The sequence below is a fragment of the Pseudomonas sp. M30-35 genome, assembly GCF_002163625.1.
GTDB lineage: Bacteria > Pseudomonadota > Gammaproteobacteria > Pseudomonadales > Pseudomonadaceae > Aquipseudomonas.
The window spans coordinates 1,067,698-1,091,356 of record NZ_CP020892.1 but is presented as its reverse complement, the minus strand read 5'-3'; the positions used below and the strand labels follow the sequence as shown (position 1 = coordinate 1,091,356).

Genomic DNA, 23,659 nt, shown 5'->3' with positions numbered 1-23,659 from the left:
AGACCGAATTAATGCCTCATATTTTGATCGTCGAAGACGAAACCATTATCCGCTCTGCCTTGCGTCGTTTACTCGAGCGCAACCAATACGAAGTCAGCGAAGCCGGATCAGTACAAGAAGCGCAAGAGCGTTTCAGTATCCCCAGCTTTGATCTGATTGTCAGTGACTTGCGCCTGCCCGGCGCACCCGGTACCGAGTTGATAAAACTCGGGGAAGGCACACCTGTGCTCATCATGACCAGCTACGCGAGCCTGCGCTCCGCTGTCGATTCGATGAAGATGGGTGCCGTCGACTACATTGCCAAACCGTTTGACCATGATGAAATGCTTCAGGCCGTCGCACGGATTTTACGCGACCACCAGGCACTCAAAAGCCATCTAAGTGCCGCACCTGTACGCTCGGCTGGCGCGCCATCGGGTGCCGACAAAAGCGTAGACAATTGCAATGGCGAGATCGGCATCATTGGCTCATCGCCATCCATGCTTGAGCTCTACAGCAAAATCCGCAAGGTCGCGCCGACTGACTCCAATGTATTGATTCAGGGCGAATCGGGCACCGGTAAAGAACTGGTCGCCCGCGCCCTGCACAACCTATCCAAACGTGCCAAAGCACCGCTGATCTCGGTTAACTGCGCAGCGATTCCAGAAACCCTGATCGAGTCCGAGCTTTTTGGTCACGAAAAAGGCGCGTTTACCGGCGCCAGTGCAGCACGTGCAGGTTTGGTTGAAGCGGCTGACGGCGGCACCCTGTTTCTCGATGAGATCGGCGAGTTGCCGCTTGAAGCTCAAGCGCGACTGTTACGAGTACTGCAAGAGGGCGAGATTCGCCGAGTTGGCTCCGTGCAATCGCAGAAGGTTGATGTACGCCTGATTGCAGCGACCCACCGCGACTTGAAAACCCTGGCTAAAACCGGCCAATTTCGTGAAGACCTTTATTACCGCCTGCATGTCATTGCGCTCAAGCTTCCAGCATTGCGTGAACGCGGCAAGGACGTACTCGAAATCGCCCAGGCATTTCTCCAGCGGCAATCCACTCGCATCGGCCGCACAGACCTGCACTTTGCAGCGAATGCCGAACACGCCATTCGCCAATACCCATGGCCGGGTAACGTGCGCGAGCTTGAAAACGCTATCGAGCGTGGGGTGATCCTTTGCGAAAGCCCGCTGATTACCGCCGAGCTGCTAGGTATAGATGTTGAACTGGATGACATGGAAGACGATGACTTCTCCAGCAGCCAGCAAAGTAACGGCCAGTCCAGTAGCAACAGCCATGAACCTACCGAAGACCTGTCGCTAGAAGACTACTTCCAGCACTTCGTACTGGAACATCAAGACCACATGACCGAAACCGAACTGGCCCGCAAATTGGGCATAAGTCGCAAATGCCTGTGGGAGCGTCGACAACGTTTAGGCATTCCACGGCGCAAATCAGGTGCTACCAGTGAGTAACACGCTCAACGCAGCGTGACACGGGAGCAGCAAAAGGGTTCCACAGACTGTTACCGTTTCAATACTTAGTAACAAAAGCCGGGAGTTACGGTAACGTCACCCGGCTTTTTTCTGCCTACCGAGAATCGTGAGTATTGCTAAGTCATTGATTTTAAAGGACTTGAAAAAACTGGCACGGCGAATGCTTTATCTATTGCACAACAACAATAACAAGCAGCAAACAAGACAATAAAAATAAAACGTAACGACTCCAGTACAATAAAAACAATAGGACAGGAGGCGCAGAAAACTGATTCTTTTGGGTAGAGGATATGCTTTTGGGGCTTGCCCCGCGACCAGGTAGAGAACAACAAAACTGCTCTTAGGCAGCACCTGAACTGGTTGGGTCACGGAATGATCATCGCACTGTCAGCATCCAAAGAAATCCGTTTGCTATTAACTCTCAACTTGAGAGGTTTTCCTGAGGTCTTTGACCAGAAGGAACGGGCAATTCAACAAAAACAACAAGCCCGAAATAATAATAAAAATAAAGCACGCAACAATTTAAGAGGGAGCTTCGGCTCCCTCAGTGCTTTCTGGGTTTCCAGAATGATTCACCTCTCGCCTACACCATATCCCCGCATAATGCTAGAATCCGCGCCATTCCTGCGGTCATCATCAATTCTGGCCGGCCATTTCGTTATACAGTGCATCCCATGCTGAAAAAGCTGTTCAAGTCGTTACGCCCACCAGTGCGCCATGCCAAGCAAGCGCACAGCACTCCCGTTGTGCTCAATAGCAACCAACACCCTATCGAGCGCAAACAAATCAGTCGCTACGCGATCAGTGTCGTCGAGCGCCTCCAAAACGCTGGCTATCAAGCGTTTTTGGTGGGGGGCTGTGTTCGCGACTTACTGCTTGATGTCGACCCGAAAGACTTCGATGTCTCAACCAGCGCCACGCCTGAGCAAGTACGCGCCGAGTTTCGTAACGCCCGAGTCATTGGCCGTCGCTTTAAACTGGTGCATGTGCACTTTGGCCGCGAGATCATCGAGGTGGCGACCTTCCGTGCAAATCACCCACAAGGTGACGAGGAAGAAAATAGCAACCTGTCTTCGCGCAACGAGAGCGGTCGAATTCTGCGTGACAACGTCTATGGCAATCTTGAAGACGATGCTCAGCGCCGCGACTTCACCATTAATGCGCTGTACTACGACCCTTCAAACGAGCGGATTCTTGATTACGCCAACGGTGCGCATGACATTCGCAATAACCTGATTCGTCTGATCGGTGATCCGACTCAACGTTATCAGGAAGATCCAGTGCGCATGCTGCGCGCGATTCGCTTCGCGGCCAAACTGGACTTCGACATCGAAAAACACAGCGCCGCGCCAATCTACAAACTGGCGCCACTGCTGAATGAGATCCCTTCCGCACGCCTATTTGATGAAGTGCTGAAGCTATTTCTCGCTGGCTACGCGGTTTACACCTATGAATTGCTGGTGGATTACGGCCTGTTTGGCCAACTGTTCCCAGCCGCTGCCGCCGCACTGAAACAAGACCCGGATTACACCGACAACCTGATCCACAATGCGTTGGTGAACACCGATCTGCGGATTAAACAGGGCAAAACGGTTACCCCTGCATTTATCTTTGCGGCCCTGCTCTGGCCTGCTCTCCCCGCTCGGGTACTGCGCTTGCAGGAACGCGGCATGCCACCGATTCCGGCAATGCAAGAAGCCGCCCACGAGTTGATCGCCGAGCAATGCCAGCGCATTGCTATCCCCAAACGTTTCACTATGCCGATCCGCGAAATATGGGACATGCAGGAACGTTTGCCACGCCGCAGCGGTAAACGCGCTGACGCCCTGCTCGAAAACCCTCGGTTCCGTGCTGGCTATGACTTCTTACTCCTGCGTGAAAGCGCCGGCGAGCAAACCAATGGCCTCGGCGATTGGTGGACGACTTATCAGGATGCGAGTGACAGCGAACGCCGCAACATGATTCGCGACCTCAGCAGCAAAGATGACAGCACCAGCGCACCGCGCAAACGTCGTCGCACTAACAATCGCCGCAAGCGCAACCCTGCGGCCGACAGCAGCCCACCCCCAAGCAACGACTAATGACACGCGTTTATATTGGCCTGGGCAGCAACTTGGCAACGCCACAACAGCAGCTAAATGCAGCGTTGTCGGCGCTCGCCGAGATTAAGCAAACGCGTTTAGTCGCACAATCAAGCTTCTATGCCAGCGACCCACTCGGCCCAGCAGACCAGCCGCGCTACCTCAATGCTGTCGCGGCACTCGACACCCAACTGAGCCCTCTGCAGTTACTCGACGCCCTGCAAACGATAGAACTTGAACAAGGTCGCGAGCGTAAAGAACAGCGCTGGGGACCGCGTACACTTGATCTGGACATTTTGCTGTTTGGCCAACTGGTGCTTAATGAACCACGCTTGGTGGTTCCGCACTATCACATGCATGCACGCGCATTTGTCCTTTATCCACTTGCCGAAATCGCCCCGGAGCTGCAACTTCCCGACGGGCGAACGCTACAGGATTTGCTGGTAGCCTGCCCGTTCGAAGGACTTGAACGACTGAACAGCGCAAGCTAACCCCGTGCGAGTTGTTACCGCTCTATTGCAGATACACAGGCTGCGGCAGCGCGCTGTACAGGCAGTTTTTCTGGCGTATAGACCGCTTAAAGCCACTCCGCGCGATATGCCTCGGTAACAAGACGGTAACACCTGCAATTGACTTAACGCCTCGTCATCAGGACTATAGGCGTCCCGTTGCCCAGCACCGGTGCAAACCGAGGCCAATGCAGGCCAAATTAGAGCAGCTTTCTGCTTAATAATGCCTGAGTGAGGACAATCTAAATGCCTGATATAACCCTGACTACTCTGCAAAGCCTCAAGCAAAGTGGCGAAAAAATCGCCATGTTGACCAGTTACGACGCCACCTTCACCCACGCCGCCTGTCAGGCGGGTGTTGATGTGATATTGGTCGGCGACTCACTGGGTATGGTTCTACAAGGACACGACAGCACGCTACCTGTGACCACTGCTGAAATGGCGTACCACGTCGCCAGTGTCAAACGTGGCAACCAAGGTGCACTTATTGTCGCTGACTTGCCGTTCATGGCGTACGCCACCATTGAGCAAACCCTGAACAATGCAGCAACCCTAATGCAAGCCGGTGCGCATATGGTCAAGCTCGAAGGTGCGGTCTGGCTGGCTGAGCCTACCCGGCTTCTAGCCGAGCGCGGCATTCCGGTATGCGCGCACCTGGGCCTCACACCGCAAGCGGTAAACGTTCTGGGCGGCTATAAGGTGCAAGGCCGCCAGGAAGCACAGGCTCGGCAAATGCGGGCTGACGCCATGGCTCTGGAGCAAGCTGGCGCGGCGATGCTGGTACTCGAATGCGTACCCAGTGAACTTGCGACGGAGATCACTCAAGCGGTCAATATTCCGGTGATTGGTATTGGCGCTGGCGGAGGCACAGACGGCCAGGTACTCGTTGTACATGACATGCTTGGCCTTTCCCTCACGGGTCGCACGCCAAAGTTCGTGAAGAACTTCATGGTTGGGCAAAGCTCTATTCAAGGTGCACTTACTGCCTATGTCAGAGCGGTAAAAGACCAAAGTTTCCCAGCTACCGAACATGGATTCTCTGCATGAACACGGTTAAAACCGTCCGCGAATTACGCGCTGCTGTTGCGGCAGCGCGTGCTGAAGGTAAACACATCAGCCTGGTCCCAACCATGGGCAACCTGCATGCTGGCCACGCGGCGCTGGTCGAGAAAGCCGCTCAGCGTAGCGACTTCGTAGTGACCAGCATCTTCGTAAACCCGCTGCAGTTTGGGGCCAACGAAGACCTCGACAAGTACCCGCGCACCCTGGCTGCAGACCAGGAAACACTGGTCAAAGCCGGTTGCCACTTGCTGTTCACGCCCAGCGTTGAAGAGATGTACCCGCACGGCATGGACGTGCAAACCCGGATCAGCGTGCCTGGTGTATCCGAAGGCTTGTGCGGCGCCAGCCGTCCTGGGCACTTTGATGGTGTCGCGACCGTGGTCAGCAAGCTGTTCAACATGGTGCAGCCTGACCTGGCGATCTTCGGCCAAAAGGATTTCCAGCAACTGGCGGTCATCCGCACACTGGTCAATGACCTGAATATGCCGATCCAGATTATTGGTGAGCCCACAGTACGCTCAGCAGATGGCTTGGCGCTGTCGTCTCGCAACGGTTATCTGAGTGATGAACAACGCCATGCCGCAACCGTGCTCTATCGTTCACTGCAAGAAATTGCCAGTGGGCTGAAAAGCGCCGAGCATGATCCTGCGCAGTTGATTGCTCACGCGCAAAGCCAACACGCGGCAGCAGGCTTTCGCCCTGACTACCTTGAAATACGCGAAGCGAACAGCCTGCGCCCGGTTACAGCAGAAGACCGTCAACTGGTTATTTTAGTGGCGGCATTTATCGGTAACACCCGACTGATCGACAACCTCTTGGTTGATCTGGACACGCCTGCATAAATAGCGAGCCCGCTTACAGGTGAACCCGGCCATCACAGCAGCAAATACAGCCAAGGTTGGCGGATGCCGCTGTGATGACCTGCGAATATGTTCATTGCAGCGAAGCCGAGCCGAAACCTCTCAAGCCGGGTATGCTGTGTAGGGCTCCAGCGAACCAATCAGCCCTCGCCATGATGCAATACCGGTGCAGTTGGCCTGATCTTAGCGTGACCTGTTGAGTTGCCCCGAAGCAAAATGCCGTCAACCTCGGAAGAACCACCCACACGCACACCAGAAGGAAGCCCGCGCCCATGCCTTACTATCAGCAGCCCCTCGATGTTACTGCCCAGCCCATTTGGCAAGCACTTCAGGAACATCGAGCCAGCTTGCAGAACTTCAGCATGCGCGATGCATTTGCCAATGACCCTCAGCGTTTTGAAAACTTTAGCCTGAGCGGATGCGGTTTGTTCCTCGATTACTCGAAGAACCTGATGACCACTGAAACGCGTGACCTGTTGGTGAAACTGGCGCGCGATGTTGATCTACAGGCCGCCATTGACGCGATGTTCTGCGGCGAGCACCTGAATGCCTCCGAAGGTCGCCCGGCCCTGCATACCGCCCTGCGCCGTCCAATTGGCGACAAGGTCATGGTCGACGGCATCGATGTCATGCCGCAGGTCCAGCAGGTACTCAACAAAATGACAGCCCTGGTCGGCAGCGTGCATGACGGCCTGTGGCGCGGCTACACCGACAAACCGATCACCGACGTGGTCAACATCGGCATCGGCGGCTCCTTCCTTGGCCCGCAGCTGGTGTCCGAAGCGTTGTTACCGTTTGCTCAGCGCGGCGTGCGCTGCCATTACCTGGCCAATATCGACGGCAGCTCGTTTCACGAGTTATCCGCCAAACTGCGCGCCGAAACCACGCTGTTTATCGTCTCGTCAAAATCGTTCAGCACGCTGGAAACCCTGAAGAACGCACAAGCAGCGCGCGCCTGGTATCTGGCACAGGGCGGCAGTGAGGCTGAGCTCTACCGGCACTTTATTGCGGTGTCGAGTAACACCACGGCGGCAGTCGCCTTCGGTATTCGCGAAGAAAACATTTTCCCGATGTGGGATTGGGTGGGCGGTCGTTACTCGCTGTGGTCAGCGATTGGTCTACCCATTGCGATGACCATCGGCATGTCCAACTTCAAGGAATTACTGTCCGGTGCTTACAGCATGGACCGGCATTTCCAGACCGCACCCTTTGAAGAAAACATGCCGGTGCTATTGGCGCTGCTCGGCGTATGGTACGGCAACTTCTGGGACGCCCAGAGCCAAGCGATTCTGCCGTACGACCATTACCTGCGAAACATCACCAAGCACCTGCAGCAGCTCGACATGGAGTCCAACGGTAAATCGGTGATGCAAGATGGCAGCCCGGTAAACTGCGCGACCGGGCCGGTGATCTGGGGTGGCGTTGGCTGTAATGGCCAGCATGCCTATCACCAGTTACTGCACCAAGGCACACAGCTGATCCCGGCTGACTTCATTGTGCCCGTGGTCAGCTACAACCCTGTCGCTGACCATCACCAATGGCTGTACGCCAACTGCCTGTCACAAAGCCAAGCGCTGATGCTCGGCAAGAGCTTTGACGAAGCCCAAACGGAGCTGCGCAACCAAGGCCTGAGCGAAGATAAAGTTGCCGAGCTGGCACCGCACAAGGTGATTCCCGGCAACCGCCCGAGTAACACTCTGGTGCTGGAGCGTATCAGCCCTCGGCGCCTCGGCGCGCTGGTTGCGCTGTATGAGCACAAGGTTTTCACCCAGAGCGTGATCTGGGGCATCAACGCCTTCGATCAGTGGGGTGTAGAGCTGGGTAAAGAACTCGGCAAAGGGGTTTACTCACGCCTGACCGGCGCCGAGCAAAATGTCGCTGAAGATCCATCAACTCAAGGCTTAATCGACTTTTTCCGCGCCCGCCATCGCGGTTAAAAGCAGCTGTTGCGTCAATCCAGGCCCCGGCAATTGCCGGGGTTTTGCTTATCTGCACTCATTCTGTATCCAGACGCTACCACTTAGCGTGAAGCGCGGCGCACATCGACAATCGCAGGCCATGGGGTGCTAACCTAAAACAGTCGCGGATACAAAAAATAAGGAACCCGCCATGTTTGAGATCACTCGCCACCCTGTTGCCGATGATGTCCGCTTGCGTGCACACATCAACAACGACGACTACTTGCGCTTGTACAAGCAATCAATCGAACAGCCTGAAACCTTCTGGGCTGAGCAGGCCAAGACCTTCCTCGACTGGTTCGAGCCTTGGCAAAGCGTGCATAAGGTTGACATGCGTAAGGGCCATGCCAGCTGGTTCAAGGGCGGCAAATTGAACGTCAGCTTCAACTGCATTGACCGTCACCTTGCCGAGCATGGTGAGCAAATTGCGCTGATCTGGGAAGGCGACAACCCCGCAGAGTCGGCCAATATCACTTACAACAAACTGCACCATAAAGTCTGCCGCCTGGCCAACGTGTTGAAAAGCCGTGGAGTGGAAAAAGGTGATCGGGTGTGTATCTACATGCCGATGATTCCAGAGGCTGCCTACGCCATGCTCGCCTGCACACGGATTGGCGCCGTGCACTCAGTGGTATTCGGCGGCTTTAGCCCAGACGCCCTGCGCGACCGCATTCTCGATGCAGATTGCCGCACCGTAATAACCGCTGACGAAGGGGTGCGCGGCGGGAAGTATGTACCGCTTAAAGCCAATGTCGACAAAGCGTTGCAAAGTTGCCCGAACGTCTCAACCGTAATCGTCGCACAACGCACTGAAGGCGATGTGCAATGGTTTAAAGGCCGCGACATCTGGTATCACGAAGCTATGCACGACGCGAGCGCTGACTGCCCGCCAGAGCCGATGGATGCTGAAGACCCATTATTCATCCTCTACACCTCCGGCAGCACAGGAAAACCCAAAGGCGTGCTGCACACCACCGGTGGCTATTTGTTACAAGCGGCGATGACCCACAAATACGTATTTGATTATCACCAGGACGAGATTTACTGGTGCACCGCCGATGTTGGCTGGGTCACGGGTCACAGTTATATCGTGTACGGTCCGCTGGCGAATGCCGCGACCAGCCTGATTTTCGAAGGCGTACCCAATTACCCTGATGCCTCTCGCTTCTGGCAGGTGATCGACAAACACCAGGTCAATATTTTCTACACCGCACCAACCGCCCTGCGCGCGCTGATGCGTGAAGGAAACGATCTGGTCAAAAGTACCTCGCGCAGCAGCTTACGGTTGCTTGGCAGCGTAGGTGAGCCGATCAACCCTGAAGCCTGGGAATGGTATTTCAATGTAGTCGGTGACAAGCGCTGTCCTGTAGTTGATACATGGTGGCAAACCGAAACCGGCGCCATAATGATCACGCCGTTACCGGGGGCGACTGATCTCAAGCCCGGCTCAGCCACACGACCTTTCTTTGGCGTACAGCCGGTTTTGCTCGATGAGCAAGGCAAGGAAATCGACGGTGCTGGCTCAGGTGTTCTGGCGATCAAAGCCAGTTGGCCGAGCCAGATTCGCAGCATCTACGGCGATCACCAACGCATGATCGATACCTATTTCTCAACCTATCCCGGCTATTACTTCAGCGGCGACGGCGCGCGCCGAGACGAAGATGGCTATTACTGGATAACCGGGCGAGTCGATGACGTGATCAATGTCTCCGGCCACCGTATTGGCACTGCAGAAGTCGAAAGCGCACTGGTATTACACGACGCGGTCGCAGAAGCCGCGGTCGTCGGTTACCCGCACGACCTCAAAGGTCAGGGGATCTATGCCTTCGTCACCCCGATGAATGGAGTGGAAGTCAGCGACGCCCTGCAGCAGGAACTATTGGCCTTGGTCAGCAAAGAAATTGGTAGCTTCGCCAAGCCAGAATTGATGCAGTGGGCGCCTGGTTTGCCGAAGACCCGCTCAGGCAAGATCATGCGGCGTATCCTGCGTAAAATTGCCTGCAATGAACTTGATACCTTGGGCGATACTTCAACCTTGGCAGATCCATCGGTCGTCGATGATTTAATCGATAAACGTCTCAATCGCTAACGCTGGGACTATCCCCTGAAAACTCGCATGACGCGTCTTTTCAGGGGGAGCGACGTCTAGATCATAGCGCGGACGATCAGCGATAAGGCTTGTATAACAAGAGGCTTTTTGGGCTTATCTTGTAGCTCAGGCAGATAAACCGCACACTCGCACCATGGAATATATTCGCCGAAAAATCGAAAGTCAGATTTTAGCACTCAGCGGTCTCGCGCTGAGGCAAATTGACTTTGAAAAGCCCAAAGGCGACCCCGGTTTATTTGGCCCGGAGTCAGTCAGTTGGCAGGTTCATGGCGACTTCACCAGCATGCTGGTCGGTGGTATCAGCGCCCTGTTATTGCAGGCGTTGCATCCGCTGGCACTGGCCGGGGTGTGGGATCATTCAAACTTTCGTGAAGACTTGCTCGGCCGCTTGCGACGTACCGGGCTATTCATATCCGGCACCACCTATGGCGCTAAAGCCGATGCCGACTGGCTGATCGAAAAGGTCAAAACCATTCACTTGCAAGTCACCGGCTTTGCCCCGGATGGGCGCCCTTACGCGGCCAGTGATCCGGAGCTTCTAACCTGGGTTCACGTGGCCGAAGTGCACAGCTTTCTACAGTCACATCTGCGCTACCGCAACCCAGAGTTATCAGGTGCGGATCAGGATCGTTATTACACCGAAGTTGCGCAGATTGCCGAACGCTTAGGTGCAACCAAGGTACCGCGCTCACGAGCCGAGATTAGCCAATACCTCGACAATATGCGGCCGCAGTTGTTGTGCGACGAGCGCTCACTGGAAATTCTGCGAATTTTACTCAATGCACCTGCCCCAAACATTGTGGCGGGCTTCGCGGCAAAGTTATTTATGCAGGGCGGCATCGATCTGCTGCCGGATTGGGCGCAAAGCATGCTTGGGCAATCTATCAGCGAACGGCACAGCCGTTGGATTCGCCTACGCATTAACCGACTTGCCCCCTTGTTGCGCTGGGCTGTGCGCAATGGCTCTATCCACCGCGCGCGCCGCCGCTTAGGCATTGTCAAATAAGCTAAAGGGAGCTCTGAAAAAGGTAGCGAGCGACGATAGTACAAGGCAAAAAAATGCGAAAAAACGGCCGGGGTCGCGCTCGACTTTAGTGGCCTAAGTGAGCATTTTGAGCAGTTTTTTAACGCCGTAATATCTAGCGCAGTAATTTTTCAGAGGCTCCCTAAGGCTGGTCGCGTCGCCGAGCAGTGTGCCAAGATATGGCCCATTCGCGCACAGGCGCCACTAGCCAGGCTTTTCATCATCCGCCAGTTGTACCTGCGGGCACCCGGCTAGCCGCACAATCATGGTGGACAAGCATCGCCTTGTTCACCCTTTGAGGATGAGGACAGAACCATGCAAGAAGTCGTAATAGTCGCTGCCACACGTACCGCAATTGGCAGCTTTCAAGGGGCGCTGTCGAGCATTCCAGCGCCTGAACTGGGCGCAGCGGTTATTCGCCGTCTACTTGAGCAAACCGGTATTAATGCGGCTGAGGTTGACGAAGTCATCCTCGGCCAAGTATTGACCGCCGCTTCCGGCCAAAACCCGGCTCGCCAGGCGTCGATCCTTGCCGGGCTGCCAAATGCAGTACCGGCGCTGACCCTGAACAAGGTCTGCGGTTCTGGCCTCAAGGCTCTGCACTTGGGTGCTCAAGCGATTCGCTGCGGTGACGCCGATGTCATCATTGCGGGCGGCATGGAGAACATGAGCCTCGCACCCTATGTAATGCCCGGAGCACGCACGGGCTTACGTATGGGCCACACGAAAATCATCGACAGCATGATTACCGACGGCCTGTGGGATGCGTTCAACGACTATCACATGGGCATCACCGCCGAGAATTTGGTCGAAAAATATGACATCAGCCGTAAACAGCAGGATGCTTTCGCCGCCGCGTCACAGCTAAAAGCCGTGACTGCCGCTGAAGCTGGACGTTTTGACGCTGAAATCACCCCGATCATGATCCCTCAGCGTAAAGGCGACCCGATTGCCTTCGCCAAGGATGAAGGCCCGCGCGCAGGTGTGACTGCCGAATCACTGGGCAAGCTCAAGCCTGCATTCAAAAAAGACGGCACAGTCACCGCCGGAAACGCCTCCAGCCTCAACGATGGCGCCGCTGCAGTACTGCTGATGAGCGCCGACAAAGCCAAAGCGCTCGGCTTACCCGTCATGGCACGTATTGCCAGCTATGCAAACGCCGGTGTCGACCCAGCGATCATGGGCATAGGTCCGGTTTCCGCAACTCGCCGCTGCCTGGAAAAAGCCAACTGGAAAATCGAAGACCTCGACCTTATCGAAGCCAACGAAGCCTTTGCTGCGCAAGCCCTGTCGGTGAACAAGGAACTTGGTTGGGATGCTCAGAAGATCAACGTTAACGGTGGCGCGATTGCCCTCGGCCACCCGATTGGCGCATCCGGCTGCCGGGTATTGGTCACCCTGCTGCACGAAATGATCAAGCGTGACGCGAAAAAAGGTTTGGCCACTCTGTGCATTGGTGGCGGTCAAGGTGTTGCCCTTGCCATTGAACGCAATTAACTAACGCCGCCTTTTTCAGAGCCCCCTAACCGGGCTAAACCTTAAATGCCGGTGCTGTCGCTCAGCACCGGCATTTTTATTGATAAACTAGCCTCACTTCCCCCTCTTGAGTCGTCGCGCATGTCCGCTCTCATCCTGGCGCTGCGCGCCGCACTGGCAAACCGTAAACCGCTAATCGAACAACTGCACAGCCAAGGCACAGATTGCTATCGCCTGTTTCACGGCAGCCAAGAAGGTGCTGGCGGTTTAACAATCGACCGATATGGCCCGCAATTACTGGTTCAGAGCTTTCATCAGAGCCTAACGACAGAAGAGCTTTTACAGCTCGCTGATAAATGCAGTGAGTTTCTTGAGCAGCCACTGCTGCTGGTCTACAACGACCGCTCAAAAGGTAACTCGCGGATCGACCGCCAAGACCCTGTGTATAAAGCCCAGGAAGCAGCCCTCGAAGACCTGATCGGCCATGAATGGGGGCTTAAGTACCGGGTGCGCGGACGCCATGCCGGACAAGATCCCCTGCTGTTCCTTGATCTGCGTAACGCTCGCGGCTGGGTTAAACAACACAGCGCGGGTAAAAGCGTGCTCAACCTATTCGCCTACACCTGTGGCGTCGGTTTAGCGGCTGCTGCTGGCGGTGCTAATGCGGTGACCAATCTTGATTTCGCTGAAGGCAACCTTGCCGTTGGCCGCGAAAACAGCGCGCTGAACCCAGAGTTAGTGCCGATGCAGTTTATTCAGTCGGACTACTTTCCGGCTATCCGCCAACTCGCTGGCTTGCCTATTGCCCAGCGTCGCGGACAAAAGCTACCGAGTTATCCCCGACTCACCCCACAGCAATTCGATTTGGTTTTGCTTGATCCGCCCGCATGGGCGAAAAGTGCATTTGGCACAGTCGATCTGCTGCGTGATTACCAAAGCCTGCTTAAGCCTGCGATTTTGGCCACAGCTGAAGACGGTGTACTGATCTGCTGTAACAATCTGGCCAAAGTGGCGATCAGCGATTGGCGCGAACAAGTACTGCGCTGTGCCAGTAAACTGGGGCGCCCCGTGCGTGACTGGCAAGTAATCAGCCCGGCAGCTGACTTCCCATCAAATGATGGCCAACCACCGCTGAAAACCCTGATTTTGCAGTTTTAAGGGCATCGCATCGCCGACCAAACGAGTACTGGCTTCATTCAACCCATCCAAGCGTGCCATACTCAAAAGCATTTCTTGTCGGGATAGATGACGCTTAGCTATGTACAAAGGACTGAAATACACCGCTGGCACCCTGATTTTCGGCATTGGCTTGTATGCCTTGCTGGGCTTTTTGATCATCCCAGGCGCTGGTTTGCGCGTGATCAATCAACAGCTTGCGCAATACGCCACACAACCGGCCAAGCTTGAACGCATGCAGTTCAACCCGTTCAGCTTGGAGTTGAAACTTTGGGGGATGAGCGTCGGTGCCGGTGAAACCAAGCACATTGCCTTCGAGCGCTTGTATGCCAATGTCGAAACCGATAGCGCATGGACTAAAGCGCTGCATCTTGCCGACATTGAACTGGATAAAGCCCACAGCGAAATTCTTTTCGACAAAGATGGCGGGCTCAACCTCACGCAATTATTCAAACTGCCTGAAAGCCCGCAACCTGCAACCGAAGAGCCGCCTGGCGAGCCCTTCCCGGTGCGTATCGACCGGATCAAGCTGGTTGATGGCTATGTGCACTTTCAGGACCTGCGCCCTAGCGAGCCGATCAACTTCGTTTACGACGCGCTAAACCTTGAACTGAACAACCTCAGCACCCTGCCCGACGACAACGCAGCGATGACGCTGTCAGCCACAGGGCCACGGGGCGGTCGCATCGACTGGACCGGTAAAGTCAGCTTGGTGCCCATCACTTCAACTGGCAGCATTAAAGTCACCGATGCGCAGATGAAAGGCTTCTGGCCATACGTGCGCGATGCTGTGCCGCTTGATCTGGAAAAAGGCGTACTCAATCTGTCGAGTGACTACACGCTTGATCTGGCCAAAAGCACAGAGCTGCGCCTGAACAATCTCGAACTAAAGGTCTCACCTTTCGCCATCAAAGCACCGGACGGGCGTCCGCTGGTCAACCTTGAGAACCTTGAAGTTAGCGATACAACCTTAGACCTGGTTAAACAAGAAGTTGTAGTCGGCAAGATTCGCAGCCAAAAACTCGAAACCTGGGCCAGTCGTGAAGCCGATGGCGAACTGGATTGGCAAAAACTCTTTGCCAGCCAACCCACAGCTAAAAAAGCCCCGAAAAAACCTGCTGCCATGCCAACCTCGCCTGCCGCAAATGCGCCTAACGCAGAGCCTGCGGCAAACAAGGCCGATGAGCCTCAAGCTGTAGCCCAAGCGGATACCGAGACTGCAGCAACCGAAGAAACAGCAGCAAACAGCAGCACCACGGAAACAACCAGCACAGCAGCCACCACAGACCAAGACGCCAAAGACCAGCAGGTTGCGGCCAATAAAGCTCCAGAAAGCAAACCAGCGACTCAAGCTGCCGCCACCCCCGAAGCCAGCAAACCATGGGTTGTGCTACTCAAGGATGTTCAATTACGCGACTACCAAGTGCATCTGGCCGACAAGGTGCCGGAGAAAGACTTGGCGCTCGAGCTTGGTCCGCTGAACCTTGATATCAAAAACTTTAACAGCCAAGGCACCACACCCTTTGATATCAAGCTCGATACCGGGCTTGGCAAGCAAGGCAAGCTTCAGGCTGAAGGCAAAGTACAACTGACGCCAACCACGGCCAACCTTAACGTCACCACCCAGAATATTGACCTGCGTGTCGCTCAGGCTTACATGGACCCATTTGTGCGGTTAGAGCTGCGCAGCGGTATGCTTGGCAGCCAGTTAAATGTTGCGCTGACCAGCACTGCCCCATTGCAGTTGAGTGTTACCGGTAACGCTCAAGTCAGCCAGCTACACACGCTTGATACGCTCAAGCAGCGCGACTTTGTACGCTGGAAGACGCTTGACCTGTCTGGCCTGAGCTATAAGCACGGCGACAGCCTGAGCATCGACAAAGTCAACTTGGACAACCCTTACGCGCGCTTCCTGATCAACGAAGACCTGACCACCAACGTCAGTGAACTGGTGATCCCGCAGCCAGCCGAGCCAAATGCCAAAGCCGAACCCGCAGGCAAGCCACTGGGTATCCATATTGGTCAAATCAATATTGCCGATGGCTCCGCTAACTTTGCCGACTTTAGCTTGACGCCCAACTTTGCTACGGCGATCCAACAGCTCAACGGCCAGATCGGCACCATTGATAGTCGTGCGCCAAAACCCGCGAAAATCAATATTGCCGGTAAGGTCGACAAGTACGCACCGGTTAGCATCAAAGGCAGCTTGAATCCGTTTGACCCGCTGGCCAGTCTGGATATCGCCACCCAGTTCAAACGTGTCGAGCTCACCACGTTGACGCCATACTCCGGCAAGTTCGCCGGGTATCGTATTCGCAAGGGCCGACTCAATCTTGATCTGCATTACCGCATCAATAACGGCAAGCTAAATGCCGAAAACAGTGTGGTCGTAGAACAGCTACAACTCGGTGAAAAAGTTGACAGCCCAAGCGCAGTGGACCTGCCAATTAAGCTGGCAGTGGCGCTGCTCAAAGACAGCGATGGCAAAATCTCCTTGGCCCTGCCCGTACAGGGCGACCTCAACAACCCGCAGTTCAGTGTCATGCCAATCGTTTGGCAGACCTTGCGTAACCTGGTGGTTCGCGCGGCAACAGCGCCATTCAAGTTCATTGGCGGCCTGGTTTCCGGCGGCAGTGATGTCGATTTGAGCAACGTGCAGTTTGCCGCAGGCAGCAGCGAGCTCGACAAGACGGCGCAAACCTCACTCGACACCTTGATCAAAGCCCTTGCTGAACGCCCGGCCTTGCGCCTTGAAGTAGAAGGCATGAGCGCACAAGCATCTGACGGCCCGCTTCTGGCGGAGCAGCGCCTGCAGAGAGAATATCAATCGACCTACTACAAGATGCTCCAACGCCGTGGCGATACCGTACCTGGTGAGGCCGACGAGCTTGAAGTACCGGATGACGTCAAAGGGCCAATGCTTGAAGGCATATACCGTGCTCGCTTGAAAAAACAGCCACCTGCTGAATGGGCCGAGCTGGATAAGGAACAGCGCAGTAAAAAACTTAGCGATGCAGTCGTCGCACACTGGAGCAGCAGCGAATTGCTGCTGCGTAAACTGGCCCAAGAACGTGCAGCAACAATCAAGGATTACTTGGCCCAGAACGGCTTGAGTGATGAGCGCATCTACCTGCTCGATGTCAGCCTAGGTACTGCCGCAACTGATGGCCGTGTTGCCTCTCCGCTGCAACTTGGCAGTGAATAACTGGAGAACCTATGCAGCGTTTATGGGTATTGCTGTCTATCACACTTGGTGCTGGTGTCGCTCAAGCCGACGACACCATGCGCTGTGGCAGCCAGCTGATTAGCACCGGGGACCGCGCATTCGAGGTCGAGGAAAAATGTGGTGCACCGGCTTTTCGCGACGTAATCGGCTACACCCTTGGCCCTTATGAACGCCGCGAAATGAAAATTGAAGAATGGGTTTACGGGCCTAATAACGGCGTCAATAGCATCCTCACATTCGAAGGCAGTCGACTGCGGCATATTGAGCGCAAGCGCCAGTAACCTGGTGGTCAGAATAGGAACGCATGTGAAGTCATTGTTGGCAGCCTCTCTATTACTCAGCTTCAGCAGCCTCGCCTTGGCTGATAGCCTGCGCTGCGGCAGCGCTTTAGTCACCACTGACGACTCGACCAGTGAGGTCTTCGACAAGTGCGGCGAGCCTGTCAGCCGCGACTTTCTTGGCTATAAACAAACGGTCGACTCGTTCGGCTACACCAATGAAGTGGCGATTGAGGAATGGGCCTATGGGCCGCGCAGTGGCATGTATCATTTCATTCGTTTTGAGGGCAACCGCTTAAAACGAGTCACCAGTAAACGCGGCAACTGACACCAGGCACCACCAGTGCTAGGCTCCTCGGCAAAATGCCACCACAGATCGGTTGTCGATGCTAATTCTTCCTGCTGAGCACCCTCTTGACTGGAAAAAACCGCCAGTCATGACCCTGCTGTTGATTGCCCTCAACGTGCTGATCTATTTCGGTTACCAAGGTGGCGATAGCGCTCGCGAAGCGAAAGCAGTCGAGAGCTACCTGCAAGCGGGTTTGCTCAGCCGGGAGCGCTCGCTATTTATTCAATCATTCAGCGCTCGGCACGAGCTGACAGCCAGCGCAACCACACAGCTTGAGCACGTGCGCCGCAACCAAATGGCGCGCATGGTGCTGTATGACCTGCAGTTTGAGAACTCGATTCACAACAATTCGGATTATCTAGCCGACAACAATTGGCAAGCACAGCGCAGCAAGGTTGAGCAGCTGCGCGACCAAATCAGCAGCATGCGCTTCGGTTTTATCCCTGCACGGTTTAGCGTTGAAGGCTTATTCGGCGCCATGTTCCTGCACGGCAGCTTTGCCCATTTAGCAGGCAACATGCTCTTTCTGTTCATCTTCGGCTTTGCCCTGGAGATAGCGCTGGGCCGCTGGCTCTATCTTGGCCTTTATCTAACCTGCGGCGTCGCCTCTCATCTGCTCTGGTGGGTCATGGACCCGGCCTGGATCACTGGCGTTGGCGCTTCGGGGGCAATTTCCGGTTTGATGGGTATGTATCTGGCGCTCTACGGCCTGCGTAGAATTAATTTCTTTTACTGGCTAGGCCCGATGTTTGGCTATTTTCGTGCGCCAGCACTATGGATTTTACCGGTGTGGATGGGCAAAGAGCTGTACGGACTGTTCATGGCCAATGACAACACCAACTACTATGCGCACCTGGGTGGTTTGGGTGCCGGTTTTGTAGCGATTTACCTGGCTCAACTCGGCAACAGGTTAAGCGTCGATCAAGACTATTTGAATAAAACCGATCCAGACGCCGAATTCAAACGTGAGCTAACAGGCCTCGACAAGCAAATTGCTAGCTTCGAACTTGAAAAAGCCAGCACCCGCGGCTTAGCCATGCTGGAGCGCTACCCGAGCCGTCCTGAGTTGTTGGAAAAGTTGTATTCACTGGCGCTCAACCGCCAAGATAAAACCCTGCTCAGCGCCGTGTTAAAGCAATTATTCAAGCTGCCCGACTCAGCACAGAGCCTGCTACTGTTCAAGCGATTGGCGGCAGACAGCACGGCGGCGCAACAATCTTTGCTCCGCCATCCAAACGTACAACTGCATCTATTACAGCGGCTGCTGAGACTCGATCAAGGCGCCTCTGCTCTCGCCTCCTGGCGTTTGCTCTGCAAAACCAAACAACGTCCACCGATGCTGCCGGCCATGACCTTGCAACTGGCGAAACAGCTCGGTCGCCAGCAAGACCTGAAAGCAGTGGCCGAACTCTCGCAGTTTCTAAATCGCACCTATCCGGATAGCGAGCAGACTGCGCAAATCGGCATATACCTGCAACACCTCAATAACCACTGAAACTCAAATGCAAAAGGCCCGCAGAGTTAGCTGCGGGCCTTTTAAACTGTTGCGCTGATTACAGCTTATCGCTGAAATCACGTAGCTCATCCTGAGCTTTTTCCTTGGTCCAGCCGTAACGCTCTTGCAGCTTCCCTGCGAGGTATTCGCTGTGACCTTCAGCTACATCTAAATCGTCGTCAGTCAGGTTGCCCCAACGCTCTTTGATGCGGCCATTGAGCTGCTCCCACTTACCTTTGATTACATCAGAATTCATGGTGTGCTCCTATTTGAGACCGCTGAAAACACGGCTGCAATCCCTGCAGCTTTCAGAAGTCTCTAAATTGCGTACATTAAGTAGCGTTGAAGACGCCAGATGCAATTGCACCTGGCAAACTTAGCAAACTGTATTAGTCAGCTGTTTTCAGGCCATCAGCCGAAACGGCTTTAACACCGTTGACGTCCTTGGTCTTGGCTACCGCCAAGTCACGCTCTGCTTCAGTGGCAACAACACCAGACAGCGACACAACACCTTTGTTGGTCTCAACCTTGATATCCAAAACGCTTAGGCTGTCATCAGCAAGGAAGGTCGACTTCACTTTGCTGGTGATCCAGGTATCGGTAACAACTTCACCGGCTTGATCCATGGTGTCGTTGGCGGCCAGCATGGTTGGCTGTTGCAGAGTGCTTGAGGTATCGGCAAATGCGGTACCCGCCAGCGGCAAGCTCAGGGCGGTCGCGGTGATAGCGGCAAAGGCGAACTTATTAATTGGCATTTTCATGGGTATCGCTCCTGTACATTTGATTATTCTGCATGCCAGATCCTAGCTGCAGCGTCACCAGTACTATTGCAGGCCCTGTGCCAACTTATAAAATACAAATAAATTCATATAAATCATACACTTACATAAACTGCCAGTTTTCAGTTTTCGTGCAATGCGCATGTTCGATCAAAATCTACCGGGCATATTGCACGATACCTTCAGCTCAACCCGGCATGCTCGATAATTTGGCTAGCGTCGCCTCGAGATTTACCACCTCAGCCAGCAATGGTGATTGTGGATAGCGCACACGAACGAACTGCAATAATTTTTGCGCTTGCTCAACTTGCCCAAGTCCCTCAGCAAAGACACGAGCAGCCAACAGGTATGCACGCGGGATATGTGGGTAATCCGGCGCGCGTTGATGCAAATTACGCAATAGACTCAAGGCCTCACGATTTTTATGACGCTTACTCAACGCCTCCGCAATACGTTCACACACCTCAGGCTCTGAGGGCAGATAATCAGCCTTAAGCCTGCGCGCATTGAGCAACGCGGTGGCGCCAAGCGCCGGATTAAGCCTGGCCGTTAGCGGTAAGTAATGCGCTATATGGCGCAAGCAGCGATCAGCGGCATTAAGGTTGAATAGCAACTGGTGAAAGCGCTCATTGAGCTTGAGGTCATCAGGATTCTTTTCCAGTGCAGCGGTCAGCGTCTCCAGAGCATTAGCACTCTGCCCTTCTTTGAGCCGAATCTCAGTTTCAGCTAAGGCTTTACGCCGCAGATACTCCTCAGCAGGGAACGCGGCATGGCTATCTTCATCAACAATCACATAACCCAGCGCCCCTTGGTACTGGAATACGGCATAGCCCATCATCGCGCACATCACCACGCCGAAATAGGCGAATGCAAAGGCCATCACCGGTAACAGAATCACCCGTGGCAAGCCATGAGACAGCATATAAGTAACCCAACCCGGCGACTGCCAGAGGATAAACAGGAACGCGCAGAGAATCAGATAGCGCCAGCCCATTGCGGCAATGACCTGCCAGACTTGTTCCGGGCTCAATGCCGAGGACAAGTCTTTATCCAACGCCAAGCGGATAATGCTTGCGGGCATAACCAGCAACAGTCCGATGTTCACACACCAATAAAGCGCTTCACTGTTGAAGTCCGCCGCCAGCCACAACGCCGCAAAGGCGATCAGGAACACGGCAAGCTGCTTGAAAAACAGGCTGAAGCCTTCGCCACTAAAAGCGCTTCTCAAACTTGGCGCTGCCTTTATCGCAAGGCTATTCGACTCAATTACGCTGTGAAAATACTTAGTGGCAATACTGAACAGAATCACCCACAAGATAATTGAACGCGGCATGAAGATACTGGCAACGGCCAGCAGCGCGGCGAATGCCAGCGGCCCAGACTGCAAGGCGTAGAGGAAAAATGTTGGCAAGCGCTGCCAAAACGGCTGCGCAGTATTAGCCGCACCCAAAAACTCCAGCTGGCCACTGCACATGGGACAACGCGGCGCGTCATCCGGCGCATCCATGTTCAGGGGAATACAACAATCACCGTAGCTCCGCTCACACGAGCGGCACAGCCAGGTTGAAGGCTGCTCGGGGTGATAGCGGCAAGCGGTCTTGTCCATAAGTGGTTTTTCCTGAGTGCTCAATATGTACTTAGCTATCCAGTGCGATAGCGTAATGCCAGCGGGCATTATCTGCACCTAGAAAACTCCAAGGCCATGCAGCGCGTCACGCTAGATATTTGGGCTTGGCCCATCATTGCCTGACGACTTGAGCATTACCCCTGATTGCTCTGAGCCTTTGCTCCCAACAAAAAGGGCGAGTATTGCAAGAACTTGAATACATCCAGCCAAAGCCAATATGAATAACTCCCCCGTCGCCCCTGTAAACAGTGATTTGGCCGCGCCAAAAAATACCGGAGCAAACGCGTAGCAACCCTGTGCTGTTGCAACGATCAGCGTCACTACGCGCTGAGTTTGCTGGCGGGGAAATTCTGATTGAGCGATAAGTGGCGGCAGGGAAGTTGCGTTACCAATCCCCATGCCAAAAAGGATCATGCCGATCCAAAGCAGCTCAGGGAAAGTGCTGATGCCCATCAAGGTCAGGCACCCTGCAAACTGGCAACCATAGCTTATGCCGGCGACCGTACGGCGATTGGTGCTGGGTGATATCAGCCAGCCGGACAAAAACCTGCCCACTATTGCGCTTGCCGTTGCCAGCCCCATTGCCAGCCCAGCCTCTTGTTCCGCGACGTGCCCCACCAACAGCAAGAACAGCTGGCTAATCAGTCCAATCTGAGCGAACAGGCCGAGAGACATTGCCACCGTCAACGTGAGGAATTGCCTATTACGCCATAGTGATATCGCTGAAGTGCTGGGTGCTTGCGTCTGCTCAATTGGCTCGTGAGATTCGCCATCGGGGTATTGGCCGATCTGTCCGGGCCGAATCCTGAAAACGTAGAAGCAAAGCATAGCGATAACTGTTACCGACAGAGCCCCTACCCCAATGGAGGCGTATGAAAACCCAACCCGGCCAATCAGATAGACCCAAACAGATGAAAAGATGACACCACCGATACTCGCGCCGTTGTAGGCCATAGCCAAGGCGCCTGGGCGCTTGCTGATGAACCAGGGAGCGATGACTGCATTGACCGCTGCGGCGCCCATCGTGACCCAACCAAACCCACTGAGGGTTGCGGCTATGAATAACTGATACGGCTGGCTGACTATCGACCACCCATATACACCGAAAGCAAGGGTCGTCGCCCCGAGAAGTGTCGTTAGGGGAATGCCTGCACGCTTATACAAAACAGGCAGTTTCACGACGATCAAGGTGCCAGCCAGAAAGTGCACAGTCACCGCTGCCGAACACAGTGCCAAAGACCAGCCGGTCTTCTGCATCACGGCATACATAAATATCGGCGGGCCATAAAAACCAATACCCCAGCCGAAGACCGCCATCAAAAAAGTCGCAGCCACTACCTTTTTACCAAAAAAACTCGATGCGCCCATCAACGTATTCCTTCCAGTGCTTTTACCGAAGTATGATGATTTCGCACATGGACACTTCGGGAAAAACTGAACTATGGATGTTGAATCTGCGGATCTTTCTCTGGCAGCGGTGGCAGGTGCAATTGCTGATCCTGCACGCTCAAGAATGCTGTGCGCGCTGCTCGACGGCAACTGAACTGGCCGCACTGGCCGATGTAAGCGCCTCCACCGCAAGCGCTCACTTTTCGCGACTTCGTGAGCAAGGCTTGGTCGAGATGCATGTTCAGGGTCGTTATCGTTATTACCGGCTGAGCAATGCCCAAGTAGCCGAAGCGTTAGAGGCGTTGCTGTCGATCACGGATCGCCGGGCAATGACATTCAAACCCAGCACACCGTCAGCCTTGAGGCATGCGCGAACCTGTTATGACCATTGCGCCGGCGAAATTGCAGTCGGGCTGCATGATGCATTGCTTCAGGAGGGTTGGATTTACTTACAGGGCAACGACTACTGCCTGAGTGAACAAGGTGCAGACAGCTTTGCCCAAATGGGGCTTGATGTAGATAGCGCATTAAGCCAACGCAGACGTTTGGCCTATCCCTGCATGGATTGGAGCGAACGTTCTCCCCACCTCGGCGGTGCACTGGGAGCAGCACTACTTAACTTGATGCTTAAACAAGGCTGGATGAGTCGTCATCTCGATTCCAGAGCGCTCACCTTAACCCCTAAAGGGGCCAGCAAGCTGAGCAAAAAATTTGGCATTCAATGCTGATCAGCCGTTTTCTCCCGACACGGTTGAAAACGCGCCTGTCACAGGCAAAAAAAGGGCCCGCAA

Annotated in this window: 18 protein-coding genes and 1 pseudogene; 15 read left to right on the top strand and 4 right to left on the bottom strand. The window is 54.6% G+C overall.

Features of this window, described 5'->3' with window-relative positions; translation table 11 throughout:
• The first annotated feature begins 11 nt into the window (after positions 1-11).
• The 14 genes from B9K09_RS05095 to B9K09_RS05030 all read left to right on the top strand — a co-directional run bounded on the left by B9K09_RS05095 (position 12) and on the right by B9K09_RS05030 (position 19,073).
• Positions 12-1,448: a sigma-54 dependent transcriptional regulator gene (locus tag B9K09_RS05095; RefSeq protein ID WP_087515804.1), complete on the top strand. Its 1,437-nt coding sequence runs from the start codon at positions 12-14 to the stop codon at positions 1,446-1,448.
• Between the two features lie 695 nt (positions 1,449-2,143).
• Positions 2,144-3,550, top strand: a complete 1,407-nt coding sequence (locus B9K09_RS05090; protein ID WP_087515803.1) for a polynucleotide adenylyltransferase PcnB — start codon at positions 2,144-2,146, stop codon at positions 3,548-3,550.
• Positions 3,550-4,041, top strand: a complete 492-nt coding sequence (gene folK, locus B9K09_RS05085) for a 2-amino-4-hydroxy-6-hydroxymethyldihydropteridine diphosphokinase (RefSeq protein WP_087515802.1) — start codon at positions 3,550-3,552, stop codon at positions 4,039-4,041. The genes B9K09_RS05090 and folK overlap by 1 nt, the downstream gene beginning before the upstream one ends.
• A gap of 264 nt (positions 4,042-4,305) precedes the next feature.
• On the top strand, positions 4,306-5,106 hold the full coding sequence (gene panB, locus B9K09_RS05080; protein ID WP_087515801.1) for a 3-methyl-2-oxobutanoate hydroxymethyltransferase: 801 nt from the start codon (positions 4,306-4,308) through the stop codon (positions 5,104-5,106).
• Positions 5,103-5,963 (top strand): pantoate--beta-alanine ligase, encoded by an 861-nt coding sequence (gene panC, locus B9K09_RS05075; protein WP_087515800.1) that lies wholly within the window; start codon positions 5,103-5,105, stop codon positions 5,961-5,963. The genes panB and panC overlap by 4 nt, the downstream gene beginning before the upstream one ends.
• Positions 5,964-6,253: 290 nt before the next feature.
• Positions 6,254-7,918, top strand: coding sequence for a glucose-6-phosphate isomerase (gene pgi / locus B9K09_RS05070; RefSeq protein ID WP_087515799.1), 1,665 nt, complete (start codon positions 6,254-6,256; stop codon positions 7,916-7,918).
• Between the two features lie 172 nt (positions 7,919-8,090).
• Positions 8,091-10,028, top strand: coding sequence for an acetate--CoA ligase (gene acs, locus B9K09_RS05065; RefSeq protein WP_087515798.1), 1,938 nt, complete (start codon positions 8,091-8,093; stop codon positions 10,026-10,028).
• Positions 10,029-10,182: 154 nt separating this feature from the next.
• Positions 10,183-11,055, top strand: coding sequence for an oxygenase MpaB family protein (locus B9K09_RS05060; RefSeq protein WP_087515797.1), 873 nt, complete (start codon positions 10,183-10,185; stop codon positions 11,053-11,055).
• A 333-nt stretch (positions 11,056-11,388) separates the two neighbouring features.
• Positions 11,389-12,570, top strand: coding sequence for an acetyl-CoA C-acetyltransferase (locus B9K09_RS05055; protein WP_087515796.1), 1,182 nt, complete (start codon positions 11,389-11,391; stop codon positions 12,568-12,570).
• 120 nt (positions 12,571-12,690) lie between these two features.
• Complete coding sequence (locus B9K09_RS05050; RefSeq protein ID WP_087518989.1) at positions 12,691-13,707, top strand: class I SAM-dependent rRNA methyltransferase; 1,017 nt, start codon at positions 12,691-12,693, stop codon at positions 13,705-13,707.
• A gap of 100 nt (positions 13,708-13,807) precedes the next feature.
• On the top strand, positions 13,808-16,930 hold the full coding sequence (locus B9K09_RS05045) for a DUF748 domain-containing protein (RefSeq protein ID WP_087515795.1): 3,123 nt from the start codon (positions 13,808-13,810) through the stop codon (positions 16,928-16,930).
• 11 nt (positions 16,931-16,941) lie between these two features.
• Entirely contained in the window at positions 16,942-17,232 is a 291-nt protein-coding gene (locus tag B9K09_RS05040) for a DUF2845 domain-containing protein (RefSeq protein WP_087515794.1), read from the top strand.
• Between the two features lie 34 nt (positions 17,233-17,266).
• The gene (locus B9K09_RS05035) at positions 17,267-17,557 is read left to right on the top strand and encodes a DUF2845 domain-containing protein (protein ID WP_371917447.1); all 291 of its coding nucleotides are present in this window, start codon (positions 17,267-17,269) and stop codon (positions 17,555-17,557) included.
• A gap of 58 nt (positions 17,558-17,615) precedes the next feature.
• The gene (locus tag B9K09_RS05030; RefSeq protein WP_177408639.1) at positions 17,616-19,073 is read left to right on the top strand and encodes a rhomboid family intramembrane serine protease; all 1,458 of its coding nucleotides are present in this window, start codon (positions 17,616-17,618) and stop codon (positions 19,071-19,073) included.
• Between the two features lie 58 nt (positions 19,074-19,131).
• Here B9K09_RS05030 and B9K09_RS05025 read toward each other — a convergent pair whose 3' ends face one another.
• The 4 genes from B9K09_RS05025 to B9K09_RS05010 all read right to left on the bottom strand — a co-directional run bounded on the left by B9K09_RS05025 (position 19,132) and on the right by B9K09_RS05010 (position 22,847).
• Positions 19,132-19,329 (bottom strand): CsbD family protein, encoded by a 198-nt coding sequence (locus tag B9K09_RS05025; RefSeq protein ID WP_087515791.1) that lies wholly within the window; start codon positions 19,327-19,329, stop codon positions 19,132-19,134.
• Between the two features lie 133 nt (positions 19,330-19,462).
• Positions 19,463-19,834, bottom strand: coding sequence for a BON domain-containing protein (locus B9K09_RS05020; RefSeq protein WP_087515790.1), 372 nt, complete (start codon positions 19,832-19,834; stop codon positions 19,463-19,465).
• Between the two features lie 205 nt (positions 19,835-20,039).
• Positions 20,040-21,527: a tetratricopeptide repeat protein gene (locus B9K09_RS05015; RefSeq protein WP_371917434.1), complete on the bottom strand. Its 1,488-nt coding sequence runs from the start codon at positions 21,525-21,527 to the stop codon at positions 20,040-20,042.
• Positions 21,528-21,569: 42 nt separating this feature from the next.
• Positions 21,570-22,847, bottom strand: coding sequence for an MFS transporter (locus B9K09_RS05010; protein ID WP_087515789.1), 1,278 nt, complete (start codon positions 22,845-22,847; stop codon positions 21,570-21,572).
• 73 nt (positions 22,848-22,920) lie between these two features.
• Here B9K09_RS05010 and B9K09_RS05005 point away from each other — a divergent pair.
• Positions 22,921-23,596 (top strand): annotated as a pseudogene (locus B9K09_RS05005) (ArsR/SmtB family transcription factor).
• Positions 23,597-23,659 lie beyond the last annotated feature (63 nt).

Coding starts and splice junctions, on each gene's coding strand:
- folK (WP_087515802.1), top strand. CDS start 3,550: ATGACACGCGTTTATATTGGCCTGGGCAGCAACTTGGCAACGCCACAA.
- B9K09_RS05055 (WP_087515796.1), top strand. CDS start 11,389: ATGCAAGAAGTCGTAATAGTCGCTGCCACACGTACCGCAATTGGCAGC.
- panC (WP_087515800.1), top strand. CDS start 5,103: ATGAACACGGTTAAAACCGTCCGCGAATTACGCGCTGCTGTTGCGGCA.
- B9K09_RS05095 (WP_087515804.1), top strand. CDS start 12: ATGCCTCATATTTTGATCGTCGAAGACGAAACCATTATCCGCTCTGCC.
- pgi (WP_087515799.1), top strand. CDS start 6,254: ATGCCTTACTATCAGCAGCCCCTCGATGTTACTGCCCAGCCCATTTGG.
- acs (WP_087515798.1), top strand. CDS start 8,091: ATGTTTGAGATCACTCGCCACCCTGTTGCCGATGATGTCCGCTTGCGT.
- B9K09_RS05040 (WP_087515794.1), top strand. CDS start 16,942: ATGCAGCGTTTATGGGTATTGCTGTCTATCACACTTGGTGCTGGTGTC.
- B9K09_RS05010 (WP_087515789.1), bottom strand. CDS start 22,847: ATGGGCGCATCGAGTTTTTTTGGTAAAAAGGTAGTGGCTGCGACTTTT.
- B9K09_RS05090 (WP_087515803.1), top strand. CDS start 2,144: ATGCTGAAAAAGCTGTTCAAGTCGTTACGCCCACCAGTGCGCCATGCC.
- B9K09_RS05045 (WP_087515795.1), top strand. CDS start 13,808: ATGTACAAAGGACTGAAATACACCGCTGGCACCCTGATTTTCGGCATT.
- B9K09_RS05030 (WP_177408639.1), top strand. CDS start 17,616: ATGCTAATTCTTCCTGCTGAGCACCCTCTTGACTGGAAAAAACCGCCA.
- B9K09_RS05060 (WP_087515797.1), top strand. CDS start 10,183: ATGGAATATATTCGCCGAAAAATCGAAAGTCAGATTTTAGCACTCAGC.
- B9K09_RS05020 (WP_087515790.1), bottom strand. CDS start 19,834: ATGAAAATGCCAATTAATAAGTTCGCCTTTGCCGCTATCACCGCGACC.
- panB (WP_087515801.1), top strand. CDS start 4,306: ATGCCTGATATAACCCTGACTACTCTGCAAAGCCTCAAGCAAAGTGGC.
- B9K09_RS05015 (WP_371917434.1), bottom strand. CDS start 21,527: ATGCCCGCTGGCATTACGCTATCGCACTGGATAGCTAAGTACATATTG.
- B9K09_RS05050 (WP_087518989.1), top strand. CDS start 12,691: ATGTCCGCTCTCATCCTGGCGCTGCGCGCCGCACTGGCAAACCGTAAA.
- B9K09_RS05025 (WP_087515791.1), bottom strand. CDS start 19,329: ATGAATTCTGATGTAATCAAAGGTAAGTGGGAGCAGCTCAATGGCCGC.